The following is a 13,234-nucleotide window of genomic DNA, read 5'->3' as shown; positions in this document are numbered from 1 at the left end:
AAAGGGGTCATTCGGTACGGGTGATTATCCGACTATATTGTCGATAGGCTCGACAGGCCTCGATTTCCTCGCGCTGACACCGCTCTAGTTACGAAACCGCAGGTTCCGGCGTGTCAGTTGGTCGACGGTGGTGCAGCCCATCAGCTTCATGCCGCGCTCGATTTCGATGCGCATCAGCTCAAGCGCACGCTCGACACCCGGCTGTCCGGCGGCGGCAAGCGGGAAAAGGTAATAGCGGCCAAGCCCCACGGCCTTCGCCCCCAGAGACAGGGCTTTGAGGACGTGCGTTCCGCGCTGAACCCCGCCATCCATCATGACATCGATACGGTCACCGACTGCGTCGACAATCTCGGCCAGTTGGTCGAAGGCGCTACGCGAGCCATCGAGCTGGCGACCGCCGTGATTGGAAAGCACGATGCCGCTGCAACCGATATCGACGGCGCGTCTGGCGTCCTCCACGGACATGACACCCTTCAGACAAAAAGGGCCGCCCCATTCACGCACCATCTGTGCGACGTCGTCCCATGTCATGGATGGGTCGAGCATTTCGGTGAAATAGCGACTGATGGAGAGCGCGCCGCCGTCCATTTTGATGTGGCCGTCGAGCTGTGGCAGGCTGAAGCGCTCATGCGTCAGATAATTGATCCCCCAGGCCGGCTTGATGGCGAATTGCGCAATGCCGGAAAGATTGAGCTTGAACGGAATGGCAAAACCGGTGCGCTTGTCGCGCTCACGGTTCCCACCCGTGATGCTGTCCACCGTCAGCATCATCGTCTGCACACCCGCAGTCTTGGCGCGCGCCATCATATCGCGGTTGAGACCACGGTCCTTGTGGAAATAAAACTGATAGACCTGTGGGCCGCCGCTGATCCGGCGCGCTTCCTCGAGGCTGGTGGTGCCGAGTGAAGAAACGCCGAACATCGTGCCGAATTTTCCGGCTGCGGCCGCAACCGCCCGCTCCCCCTGATGGTGGAAGAGACGCTGAAGCGCCGTCGGGGAACAATAGACCGGCATCGCCAGCTTCTGCCCCATGACGGTGACAGACATGTCCACATCGGCCACGCCCCGCAACACGTCGGGAACGAGATCGCAATTGTCGAAGGCGGTCGTGTTTCTCCGGTACGTCACCTCATCGTCGGCAGCACCGTCGATGTAGTTGAAGATCGGTCCGGGAAGACGCTGTTTAGCCATTCGGCGAAAATCGTGGAAATTGTAGCAGTCTTTAAGTTGCATTTGTTAGTCCACCGATCCGCTCTGCAAACGTTAAAAGATGAAACCTGTCCCGGGAATTCTGCGTCTCATACGTCCGTCAAGCTGCCTCAGCTGCGCAGGCCCGGCGCTTCCTGTCCGGTGCTTTCGACATATTCCGTATATCCGCCGCCAAATTGGTGGATACCGTCAGGCGTCAGTTCCAGCACCCGGTTGGAAAGGGCGGCCAGGAAATGGCGGTCATGCGAAACGAAAAGCATCGTGCCTTCATATTCCGACAGGGCCTTGATCAGCATTTCCTTGGTGTCGAGGTCGAGATGGTTCGTCGGCTCGTCCAGCACGAGGAAATTCGGCGGGTCGAACAGCATGGCAGCCATGACCAGACGGGCCTTCTCACCGCCGGACAAAACGCGGCAGCGCTTCTCCACATCGTCACCGGAAAAACCGAAGCAGCCGGCAAGGGCGCGCAGCGGTGCCTGCCCGGCTTTCGGGAAACGTTCCTCCAGCCATTCCAGAATGGTGCTGTCGCCGTCCAGAACATCCATGGCGTGCTGGGCGAAATAACCAAGCTTGACGCTGGCGCCGAGAGTGACATTGCCGGAATCCGGCGTGGTCGTGCCAGTCACGAGTTTCAGCAAGGTGGATTTTCCGGCACCATTGACGCCCATGATGCACCAGCGCTCCTTGCGCCGCACCATGAAGTCCAGTTCGCCATAGATCGTGCGGCTGCCGTAGGCTTTGTTCACTTTCTTCAGCGCGACGACATCTTCGCCAGATCTCGGCGCCGGCGCAAATTCGAAAGCGACCGTCTGGCGCCGCTTGGGCGGCTCGACGCGGTCAATCTTTTCGAGTTTCTTGACGCGGCTCTGCACCTGTGAGGCATGCGAGGCACGCGCCTTGAAGCGCTCGATGAACTTGATTTCCTTGGCGAGCATCGCCTGCTGGCGTTCGAACTGCGCCTGCTGCTGCTTTTCGTTCTGCGCACGCTGCTGTTCGTAAAAGCCGTAGTCGCCGGAATAGGTGGTGAGGTTGCCAGCGTCAATTTCGATGATCTTGGTAACGATGCGGTTCATGAATTCGCGGTCGTGCGAGGTCATCAAAAGCGCGCCGTCGTAGTTCTTCAGAAAATCTTCGAGCCAGATCAGGCTTTCGAGATCGAGATGGTTCGATGGTTCGTCGAGCAGCATCACGTCCGGGCGCATCAGAAGGATGCGGGCGAGCGCTACGCGCATCTTCCAGCCGCCGGAAAGTTTGGCGACATCGCCATCCATCATTTCCTGACTGAAGCTCAGCCCGTCCAGAACCTCGCGCGCGCGGCCCTCCAGCGCGTAGCCGTCCAGTTCTTCATACCGCGCCTGCACTTCGCCATAACGCTCGATGATGGCGTCCATTTCGTCCATCCGGTCGGGATCGGACATGGCGGCTTCCAGCTGCCGAAGTTCGGCTGCGACTTCGCTGACCGGGCCGGCGCCTTCCATGACTTCGGCCACGGCGGAACGGCCGGACATTTCGCCGACGTCCTGGTTGAAATAACCGACCGTCATGCCCTTTTCGACGACGACCTGTCCCTCGTCGGGCTGTTCCTCGCCGGTCATCATTCGGAACAGCGTGGTCTTGCCAGAACCGTTGGGGCCGACAAGGCCGATCTTCTCGCCGCGATTGAGCGCAGCGGAGGCCTCGATGTAGAGAATGCGGTGACTGTTCGACTTGCTGATATTTTCGATGCGGATCATGACAGGGGCCTGTGAATGGGAGCGGCTCTCCTATGCCATGTGTCGCCGGCGCTGTCACCTGCCGCGCACGCCGTGCCAGCCATGCAACCCGGCAAGGTCGTCCCGGGAACATCGCTCCCCGGAAGCGGGGTCGTTTCCGGGGGATGCTGGCTTGATTTTCCCTTAATTGGTCAGCGTTGCCAAACTGCCGGCAGCCTTGCGGGCAATTTCGCCGAAGGCGGTAACGATCTGCTCCATGTTTTCAGGCGCGTAATAATTGTCGAGACTGGACGCACAATGTTGCAGCAGCGACTTGCCCTTGTCCGGCGCCATGAACGCGACGCTGAAAATCTTGATACCGTCTTTCTTGGCCGTATCGCAGGTATTGCGCACAGTCTGGTCGATGCTGGAACTCCAGGAGGAGCTGTTCCCCGTCATTTCGCCATCCGTCATGAGAACGATGTATCGCTCGAAGGATTCGCTTTTCTTGTCCTTGTGTTCTTTCGCTTCAACGATATTCGCTTTTTTAAGGGCGTTGTATGCGGCATTCAGACTGCTGCGGGCATCCGTACCGCCAGACGGAAACTCCGGGATCTGTTTGTCGACATAGGTGGCAACGCTGCTAGTACCCCAGGTGATAGGCTGGGCCGCGTAGGTCTCATGCGTATAGACCGAGGCTCCTGTTCGAACCAGTTCGGAACCGCCGTTGGCGGTATAAGTGGGATCGGCCTTGTTCAACGTCGCGACGAGATAGCCGACCGCGGTTTTTAGCGAAGTAGCCTTGTTGACGTAGCAAGGCGATGTATTTTTGAGATTGGGATAACTCCCCCAGTTATCGACCGTGTAGTTCTGGCACGACGTTTTCTTGGTGTTGAGCGTATCGGTCTTGAAGGACATCGAACCCGAGCGGTCGAGCACCAGATACATGGAGATCGGCGCGCCCTTGTTGACAGTGCTTACCGCGGTGCCTGTCGCGGCAAGATCGAGTGTTTTCGCCCCGAAGAACCCCAAGAGCGGATTAAGCTGCATCTGGTAGTTTATCGTGGTCTGGATGGTGTAGGTCTTGCCGCGCGCATCGTCCGTTGTGCCAATATTGACTGGAGAGTTTTTCTCGAGCGCCTTCTTCTCCTCCTCGGTCAGGGTCTTTTCCATCTGGCTGGCGATGAAGGCCTTGGCGATTTCCTTGATTTGTTCGTCCGTCAGAGCGCCTTCTTTCAAGCGGGCCTCGGTCGCGGCCGCGAGAGCCGCCGAATCCGCCGTGTTCTGCAGGTCCGCTTTCACCTGCATCACATTCGCCAGCTCCATGCCGGCGCCGGCAAAACCAAGCAGCACCGGCAGCAATATTGCCGTCATCATGCCAAAATTGCCGCCCGTATCGGCAAGGAAACGGCGCGTCATTTTTTGATATGCGGAGGAGATCATAACGGGCTCACTAATTAGAACATTAGACTGAGCGCAGGAAACCCGCAAACGATGTAGAATCCACTAATGTAGACGGTTAAATTTTATACGTCGTTCAAATTGGTGCAGTTTTTCAAGTATTAATTCGAGTATGCTCATAATAACACGTAATGTATCATTACTGGACGGGAATGACGTCGACGGCCTGTTTGATCTGCTGGTTGCCGTAGCTCTTCAATACGCCGATCACCGGCGCGACATCGGAATAGTCCCGGCCATAGCCAACGACGATATGGTCGCTGCCGGCAACGATATCGTTGGTGGGGTCGAGCTCCAGATAACCGGCGGCCTCGCCGCACCATACGCGAACCCAGGCATGCATCGCATCGGCACCTTCCAGACGTTCCTTGCCCGGCGGGGGATGGTGCGCAGGAAGCCGCTGACGTAACCGGCGGGAATGCCGAGGCTACGCAGCGCCATTATCATGATATGCGAAAAGTCCTGGCATACGCCGCGTTTCAGCTTGAAGGCTTCCGACGGTGTCGTATCGACAGTCGTCGCCTCACCGTCATAGGTGAAGTCCTTGTGTATGCGTTTGCACATCGAGAGTGCGATTTCGCGAATGGTCATTCCGGGCTTCAGCAATTCCCGCGCATAGGCCGATATCGCCGTATCCGTCCCTAGCCGCGGGCTGGCGCCGATGAAGTGATGCGGTGACTGGAAGTCGACCGACCAGACGTCGGCAAGGTCTTGCGGCAGGCGTGAAAGCTCGGGTGAAAAATCTGCCGTCAGCGCAGGTGCCTCCACCATCACACGCGCCTGCATGCGGATATCCAGCTTTTCGTGCGGTGCGCGCAGATGCACTGAGGTGGCCGATTGATGAAAGAAATCTTCAAAGACCGCCCGTTCTTCCGGCACCGGCGAAACATCGATGGTGCCGGCGATGAAGCGCTGACGGCCCGGGATCGAAAGGGGTAGCACGCGGATGATGTGACGCGCGCCATGGGCCGGCGTGTCGTAGGTGTAACCCATATGCAGGGAAAGGTCATAAAGCATCGGGTTATCCGAGATATGTCTGGGCCAGAACATCGGAGAGATGTTCCATGTCCGTTTCGAGCTGTCGGTAGATCGCGCCGTTCATGTTTTCCGGCGTCATGACGGCAAGGCCGGAATGCAGCCGCATTGCCTCGCGGTAAAAGGGCGACATCTGGCCGTTCGTAAAGGCGTTCGGCAGCTGCTCCACCTCGGTACGAATCTCGTTCAGCTGAAACAGGATGGACCGTGGATTGAGCGGATCGAGCGCCAGAAGATCGGTGACGGTCAGACCCGCCGTGCTGACATTGTAGCGGCGGCGATGGGTCATGACGCTGTCACCGATTTCGAGCAGCATGTCATAGGATCCATCTGGCGCATCCGGTCCGGTCATGTGGCCGAGAAGCCTTGTCATATGCAGGCCACGTTCGAGATAGCGGCCGATCGACAGGAAACGCCAGCCGGTGAAACGATACATGTTTTCGTGCACGAGACCGGCGAAGCCTGCAAGCTTGCGAAGGAGGATCGTCATGGCATGGGTCGCGTCGTCGCCCGGCGAAACCTTTGCGTGGAACCGACGGGCAGTCTTGGCAAGGTCATTCAGCGCAAGCCATCCGTCCGGCGAAAAACGGTCTCGGATGTTGCTGGCGGAATAAAGCGCGCTGTTGATGTTGTTCAGCAGGCTTTCCGGCACGGCATCGTTCATCTCCACATCCAGCGCTTCGAGATAACGCGTAACATGCGCAAGCAAGGGCTGACGTGGGTCGGCGGATTCGGCATAACGTCCGTGCCAGGCGCGCAAGATGCGCAATGCGCCTTCCGAACGTTCGATATAGCGGCCGAGCCAGAAGAGATTGTCCGCCGCACGGCTCGGCAGGCTACCCGGCATGTTGCGGGTGAAGCTTTCTTCCGCCGGTAAAAGCGTAGTGCGTTCCACCGGCTTGTCGCTGACGATCCAGACATCCGCGGCACTGCCGCCTGATTGCATGGCGATGGCGGATACATCGTTGCTGCTGCCGATCCGCGCAAAGCCGCCCGGCATGATCTGCCAGCCATCCTGGGTGCGGGCGGCAAAAACGCGAAGGCTCATCGGGCGCGGCACGAGCTTGTTGTCGATATAGGCCGGCGTGGTGGAAAGCGTCACCACCTCTTGGCCGACAAGCCTGTGGCCATCGGAAGCGAGCCAGTCGCTGATCGATTCCTTCGCCGTTTCGCGTAAGGACGAGCCGAGCACGGACTGACCGTTGTCTTCGAAGAAGGGCAGCCGGGAATAGGCCGGGCCGATGACCATGCCTTCGATATTGCCGGCAACGTGGCGGCGCTCGGATTCCTGTCCGCACCACCAGGTCGCGATGGACGGCAGTTTCAGGTCTTCGCCAAGCAGGTGGCGACAGACGCGCGGCATGAAAGACAGCAGGGCCCGTGTTTCGAGAATGCCGGTGCCGAGCGCGTTGACGATTGTCAGTGCTTCATTGCGCAGCGCCTGGACCATGCCGGGCGTGCCGATGTGGGATTGCTGGTTCAGTTCCAGCGGATCGGAATAGGAGGCATCGAGGCGCCGCCAAAGCACGCCGATCGGTTTCAGTCCGGCCACGGTTCTTACCATCACGCGGCCGTTGACCACGGTCAGATCCTCACCCTCTAGCAGCATGAAGCCGAGATAGCGGGCGATATAGGCGTGTTCGAAATAGGTCTCGTTTGCGGGGCCGGGCGTCAGCACCGCGATGCGGTCATCCGGATGTTTTCTGTGCGACTGCAAAGTGTCGCGGAAAGCGCCGAAAAATGAAGCGAGACGGTGAACATGCGTTTCGGCATAGATGTCGGAAAGCGCGCGCGTGGTCGCCACCCGGTTTTCCAGCGCAAACCCTGCGCCGGAAGGCGCCTGTGTCCTGTCGGCCAGTACCCACCAGTTGCCATCAGGTCCGCGTCCAATCTCGAACGAGCAGAAATGCAGATAATGGCCGCTTGCAGGTTTTACGCCGACCATCGGCCGCAGATATTCCGGATTGGAGGCGATCAGTGCCGGCGGTACGTAACCTTCCTTCACCAGCCGGTTTTCGCCGTAAAAATCGGCGACCATGGCTTCCAGAAGATTGGCGCGCTGTTTAAGCCCTTCGGAAAGAACCGTCCATTCCTTGTCGTCGATCAGCACCGGAATATGGGAGATCGGCCAGTTTCTTTCGCTGCTGCCCTTGCTGTAATCGCGGTAAAACACGCCCGCATCGCGCAGATAGCGGTCGGTGCGGGCAAAGCGCTCATGCAGTTCGCGTTCCGACATTCGCGACAGGGCACCGAGCAGGGTTTTCCAGACCGGTCTGACCTTGCCGTTGGTATCGAGCATCTCATCGGCCACGCCGGGCAAGGTGGAGTAGTCAAGCCCGCGCGATTGCGCGCTCGTTTCCGTCTTGCGTTCCGTGGCCGGGGCTTTGGACAATTTACACTCCGTATGGCCGGCGCAGATCGAGCGTCAGCGGAAATTCTGGCGACACGGTTTCCGCCATCAACGGATATTGCCCGGCCGTATGTCCCCATGGTTCGAAACGGGCAAGGCGGCGTGCCTCGGCCTCGTTGCCGTTGACGGGAAAGGTCTCGTAATTGCGACCACCCGGATGAGCAACATGGTAGATGCATCCGCCGATCGATCGTCCCGACCATGTATCATAAATGTCAAAGGTCAAGGGCGAATTGACCGGCAGAACGGGATGCAGGCCGGAAGAGGGCTGCCACGCCTTGAAACGAACACCGGCGACCGCAACGCTTCGGTTTTCCGTCGGAGTTAGCGGAACGGCACGACCGTTGCACGCCACGGTATAGCGCGCAGGGTTGGAGGTTTCGAGGCGGACCTGCATACGCTCGACGGAGCTGTCGACAAAACGCACGGTTCCCCCCGATGGCACCCTGTTCGCCCATAACATGCCAGGGCTCCAGAGCCTGGCGCAATTCCAGCTTCGCGCCTTCGTATTCCACCTCACCGAAGAAGGGGAAACGGAACTCCTGCTGGGCTGTGAACCATTCCGGCTTCAGGTCGAAGCCATTTTCCCTCAGGTCTCCGAGCACGTCCATAAAGTCCGCCCAGATGTAGTGCGGCAGCATGAATCGGTCTGCAAGTGCCGTGCCCCAGCGCACGAATTTGCCGGCGGCGGGGTTTTTCCAGAAACGGGCGATGAGGGCGCGCACCAGCAATTGCTGGGCGAGCGACATGCGGGCATTGGGCGGCATTTCGAAGCCGCGGAACTCCACAAGGCCAAGGCGGCCGGTCGGCCCATCCGGAGAAAACAGCTTGTCGATGCAGATTTCGGCGCGGTGGGTGTTGCCCGTCACATCCGTCAGGAGGTTGCGGAACAGGCGGTCGACCAGCCATGGCAGCGGCGGCGCACCCTGGCCAGGGGCAGGCACCTGCGCCAGCGCGATCTCCAGTTCGTAAAGACTGTCGTGGCGGGCTTCGTCGATGCGGGGCGCCTGACTCGTCGGTCCGATGAACAGGCCGGAGAACAGGTAGGAAAGCGACGGGTGCCGCTGCCAGTGCAAGACAAGGCTTTTCAGAAGGTCGGGACGGCGCAGGAAAGGGCTGTCATTCGGGTTGGCCCCGCCCACGACCACATGGTTGCCACCACCGGTGCCGGTGTGACGACCATCGATCATGAATTTGTCAGCGCCCAGACGAGTCTGTCGCGCCTCTTCATAGACCGCCGTGGTGATGTCGACACAATCCTTCCAGCTTGCGGCCGGGTGGATGTTGACCTCGATGACGCCGGGATCGGGCGCTACACGGATGACATTGATACGCTCGTCATGCGGTGGAGCATAACCTTCGATATGCACGGGCAGCCCGAGCTCGGCCGCTGCCGCTTCTGCCGCTGCGACCAGTTCCAGATAATCCTCGATGCGTTCGACAGGCGGCATGAAGACGCAGAGCCGTCCATCGCGCGGTTCCACCGACATGGCTGTGCGCACCGCGCCGCCGATTTCACCAAGCGTCTGCTCGATGCGTTCCTGGCCGGATGCCTCATCCGCATGGAAAGACGCTTCCGGCATGGTGCGTCCGGAGGGCTGGAATTTCTCGGGAAGCGGCCCTCGCGGGATCGAAGGGTCAGCTTCATGGATATAAGGATAAGCGGATGGCGGCACATGGGGCAGGGTGCCAAGCGGCAGGCGGTAACCTACCGGGCTATCACCCGGAACGAGGAAAATCTTCCCGCGCCGTGTTTTCCATTTCTCGCTGACCCAGCGTTTGTCTGTGGTAGGCTTGGCGTTCCACGCCTGCACCGGAAGAATATAACCCGTCGGTGTCGTCAGCCCGCGTTCGAACACGCGGGCAAGGCGATTGCGTTCTTCCGGGTCTTTCAGTTTCGAGTTGGACGGATCGACATTTTCGGGAAGACTACCTTCCTTGATGATCCATTCGGCCGGATCCTCATAGGCCGGAAGCACCAGATCCGGCTCCACACCGAGATGAGTGGCGATACCGCTCAGTAGCTTTTGCGCGTCGTCGGCCGCAACACCGGTATTTGCGCCTTCTTCGGCAATCAGCGCAGGGTTCTGCCAGATCGGCAGACCGTCCTTTCGCCAGTAGAGCGAAAATGTCCAACGCGGCAGGCTTTCGCCCGGATACCATTTTCCCTGCCCGTAGTGCAGGAAGCCGCCGGGCGCGAAACGTTCGCGCAGGCGGCGGATCAACACGTCCGCTTTTTCGCGTTTCGTCGGTCCAACCGCGCCGGTGTTCCATTCCTCGGATCTGAAATCGTCGATGGAAACGAAGGTCGGCTCGCCGCCCATGGTCAGCCTGACGTCATGGGCGTTCAGAACCTGATCGACCTTTTCGCCGAGTGCATTGAGGCTCTCCCAGCTCTCATCGGAGAAGGGTTTGGTGATGCGCGGGGTCTCGGCAACGCGCCGAACCTGCATGTCGAAAGCGAATTCCGTATTGGCCTCGCCGAAATAACCGCCGGAAATCGGCGCGGCATTGCGGAAATGCGGCGTTGCCGCCAGCGGAATATGGCTCTCGCCGGTCAAAAGCCCCGAAGTGGGGTCGAGACCGACCCAGCCGGCGCCCGGCATATAGACCTCGGCCCAAGCATGCAGATCGGTGAAATCGACCTCTGTCCCTGACGGGCCATCCAATGCCTTGAGATCCGGTGTCAGCTGGATGAGGTAGCCCGACACGAAACGTGCGGCAAGGCCGAGATGTCTCAAGATCTGGACGAACAGCCAGCTGGTGTCGCGGCATGAACCCTTGCCGGAAGCCAGCGTTTCTTCCGGCGTCTGAACACCCGGTTCCATGCGGATGACGTAACCGATTTCCTGCTGCAGACGGGCATTGAGGCCAACGACCATATCCACCGTCGGCTGTCCGGGTGTGTGGTCCACGGTGGCCATGAAGGCGGAAAGCAGGGGGCCGGTCGGTTCCGGTTTCATGTAGATGGACAGATCTTCCCGCAGCTCCTGCGGATAATCGAACGGCCACTTGGTCGCCTCTTCCTCAACGAAGAAATCGAACGGATTGTAAACCGTCATATCGGCGACAAGATCGACCTCGATCTTGAATTCCGTCGCCGGCTCGGGAAAAACGAAACGGGCGAGATAATTGCCGTATGGGTCCTGTTGAAGGTTCACGAAATGATTTGACGGCGAAACCTTGAGAGAATGGCTGATAACATGGGTTCTGGAGTGCGAGGCGGGCTTCAATCTTATGATTTGCGGTCCAAGGCGAACCGGATTGTCGTATTTATAATGCGTCAGATGATAGATGCTCGCTTTGATCGCCATTAATCTGCCTTGCCCGGTTTTCCGGTTTATGCGGTTTGTCCGCCCCTCTGAAATTATTTGGATTTTGTGCAATGCAGGAAAAGAAAGCAAGGATCATTTCCGGAGGCAACCGCATTGTTGGCCGAGGCGCCGATGTTTGCCGGCGCGAAGAATTGCCGCGGCTTTTTAATTGTCTCCCTGGGGATTTCTCCGCGGTTGTGGACAAGGTCGAACGGCGTGTTATTGCTGGGCATCGCAAGGTGCAGGATCGCAAACCGCTTTCTTTGCCGACTGACGTTTCGGAATGGAATGAATGGCAACAACGGTGACCGACGATCAGCGCAAGAGTGCGGCGAACCTTTCGGGCTTCGATCTCGATTTTCGTTCGCAACTGCGCATGATGGGCAATGCCTTCTGGACGTCGCCGGTTCGCAACCGGCTGATATTGCTGTCGATTGCCCTGCTCACGGTGATATTGCTCACCGCTTACGGGCAGATCAGGCTCAATGAGTGGAACGCGCCGTTTTACAATGCGCTGGAGCGGCGCGATCTTGACGCCTTCCTCCACCAGCTCGAAGTCTTCGCGATCATTGCCGGGCTGTTGTTGCTTCTCAATGTCATTCAGACCTGGCTTAACCAGATGACGGCGCTGAACATGCGCGAGGGTCTGGCCAAGGATATGGTGGACCAGTGGCTGAAACCGGGGCGCGCCGCCCGCCTTGCCGGTTTCGGCACGATTGCGATCAATCCGGACCAGCGTTTGCACGACGATGTCCGCAACCTTGCGGAAAGCAGCACGGCGCTTTCCATCGGCCTTGTGAATGCGACGATCCTGCTCATCAGCTTCATCGGCGTTCTGTGGACATTGTCGGCAGGCTTTTCCATCACGATCAACGGTGATCCGGTCGCGATTCCCGGATACATGGTCTGGGCGGCGATCCTTTATGCGGGCTCGGCGTCCCTGCTCAGCAACCTTGTCGGCTATCGTCTGGTCGGCCTGAATGCTGAACGTTATTCAAAAGAGGCCGAACTACGCTTTTCCCTGATGCGGGCCAGCGAAAATCTGGCGGCGATTGCGCTTGCGCGTGGTGAAAAAAACGAGCGGCGGCGGATCGGCGTCGATATCGATGCCGTGCTCGGCGTAATCCGCGGGCTCGCTTTAGCAATGACGCATCTGACCTGGGTGTCGTCGGGCTACGGCTGGTTGGCGGTTGTGGCGCCCATTCTTATCGCAGCGCCGGTCTATTTTTCCGGTAACCTCACCTTCGGCGGGCTGATGATGGCCGTCGGCGCCTTCAACCAGGTCAATACCGCACTTCGCTGGTATATCGACAATTTCGGGCCGATTGCCAGCTGGAAGGCGACGTTGCAGCGTGTTTCGGTGTTCCGCAACGCTCTGATCCAGATGGATAGCGTTGAACAGCACGGCCTCGCAATCGATCTTCAACGGAGTGCCGACAACGAAAAAATCCGCCTTCGGTCGGTGACTATCTGCCGTGATGCGGGCGGGCAGGATCTGGAGCGTGGTTTCCGGCTGCGCGAGGCCGAGGTTGAAATCGGGCGGGGTGATCGTCTGATGATCAATGGCGAACAGGGCGTGAACCGGCGGCTGCTGTTTGCCGCCATGGCCGGCCTGTGGCCATGGGGGCAGGGCAGGATCGAAATGCCCGAACAGTCCGACACGCTTTTCATTGCCCAGCACGGCTATTTGCCAACAGGTACGCTGCGCGAAATTCTGGCCTATCCGCGCGCGCCCCAGCGGTTTGCGGAGGCAGACTATGTCGCGGCGCTGACCGCGTGCGGTCTCGGTGAAATGGCGCCCCGGCTTGATGAACACATTCGCTGGGATAAGAAGCTGGATTCGGATGAACAGGCCAGCATCAGGATCGCCAATGCCCTGTTGTTGAAGCCGAAATTCATCGTCATCGACGATTTGCTGGAAGGGCTGGAAAAACAGACACAGGATAGGCTGGCGGAGGTTCTGAATGGGATCGACGGCGTAGCGATTATCTATATCGGCAGATCAGAGACATTTCTGTCGGTTCTTACCCCGGCTTTGGCCCATCTGGACCATGCCCCCATGAAGGAAAATACCGTAAAGCCGGATATCGCTCCGAAATAAGCCGCAGGGCTAT

6 protein-coding genes and 2 pseudogenes are annotated in these 13,234 nt (G+C 58.9%); 2 read left to right on the top strand and 6 right to left on the bottom strand.

Annotated elements, in window-relative coordinates:
- Nucleotides 1-84: 84 nt before the first annotated feature.
- From RBH71_RS08345 to RBH71_RS08320, 6 genes and pseudogenes are all read right to left on the bottom strand, one after another.
- Nucleotides 85-1,233: an alpha-hydroxy acid oxidase gene (locus RBH71_RS08345; RefSeq protein WP_003511540.1), complete on the bottom strand. Its 1,149-nt coding sequence runs from the start codon at nucleotides 1,231-1,233 to the stop codon at nucleotides 85-87.
- 86 nt (nucleotides 1,234-1,319) lie between these two features.
- Nucleotides 1,320-2,942 carry an ABC-F family ATP-binding cassette domain-containing protein gene (locus RBH71_RS08340; protein WP_003511539.1) on the bottom strand — a complete coding sequence of 541 codons (1,623 nt, stop codon included), beginning with the start codon at nucleotides 2,940-2,942 and terminating at the stop codon, nucleotides 1,320-1,322.
- A 162-nt stretch (nucleotides 2,943-3,104) separates the two neighbouring features.
- Nucleotides 3,105-4,343 carry a vWA domain-containing protein gene (locus RBH71_RS08335; RefSeq protein ID WP_003511537.1) on the bottom strand — a complete coding sequence of 413 codons (1,239 nt, stop codon included), beginning with the start codon at nucleotides 4,341-4,343 and terminating at the stop codon, nucleotides 3,105-3,107.
- Nucleotides 4,344-4,500: 157 nt separating this feature from the next.
- Nucleotides 4,501-5,378: pseudogene (locus RBH71_RS08330) on the bottom strand (transglutaminase family protein).
- Between the two features lie 4 nt (nucleotides 5,379-5,382).
- Entirely contained in the window at nucleotides 5,383-7,788 is a 2,406-nt protein-coding gene (locus RBH71_RS08325) for a circularly permuted type 2 ATP-grasp protein (RefSeq protein ID WP_003511535.1), read from the bottom strand.
- 1 nt (nucleotide 7,789) lies between these two features.
- Nucleotides 7,790-11,120: pseudogene (locus tag RBH71_RS08320) on the bottom strand (DUF2126 domain-containing protein).
- A gap of 71 nt (nucleotides 11,121-11,191) precedes the next feature.
- Between RBH71_RS08320 and RBH71_RS08315 the strand changes: the two are divergent.
- Nucleotides 11,192-11,428, top strand: coding sequence for a hypothetical protein (locus tag RBH71_RS08315; RefSeq protein ID WP_003511532.1), 237 nt, complete (start codon nucleotides 11,192-11,194; stop codon nucleotides 11,426-11,428).
- On the top strand, nucleotides 11,413-13,221 hold the full coding sequence (locus RBH71_RS08310) for an ABC transporter ATP-binding protein/permease (protein WP_003511530.1): 1,809 nt from the start codon (nucleotides 11,413-11,415) through the stop codon (nucleotides 13,219-13,221). The genes RBH71_RS08315 and RBH71_RS08310 overlap by 16 nt, the downstream gene beginning before the upstream one ends.
- The last annotated feature ends 13 nt before the right edge of the window (nucleotides 13,222-13,234 follow it).

The organism is Rhizobium sp. AN68 (assembly GCF_030758035.1).
GTDB lineage: Bacteria > Pseudomonadota > Alphaproteobacteria > Rhizobiales > Rhizobiaceae > Agrobacterium > Agrobacterium tumefaciens.
The sequence above is the reverse complement of the archived record's forward strand: the minus strand, read 5'-3'. Positions and strand labels throughout refer to the sequence as shown.

Bases quoted from the DNA above. Each gene is read 5' to 3' on its own strand.
- RBH71_RS08345 (WP_003511540.1), bottom strand. From the start codon at position 1,233: ATGCAACTTAAAGACTGCTACAATTTCCACGATTTTCGCCGAATGGCT.
- RBH71_RS08340 (WP_003511539.1), bottom strand. From the start codon at position 2,942: ATGATCCGCATCGAAAATATCAGCAAGTCGAACAGTCACCGCATTCTC.
- RBH71_RS08335 (WP_003511537.1), bottom strand. From the start codon at position 4,343: ATGATCTCCTCCGCATATCAAAAAATGACGCGCCGTTTCCTTGCCGAT.
- RBH71_RS08315 (WP_003511532.1), top strand. From the start codon at position 11,192: ATGCAGGAAAAGAAAGCAAGGATCATTTCCGGAGGCAACCGCATTGTT.
- RBH71_RS08310 (WP_003511530.1), top strand. From the start codon at position 11,413: ATGGCAACAACGGTGACCGACGATCAGCGCAAGAGTGCGGCGAACCTT.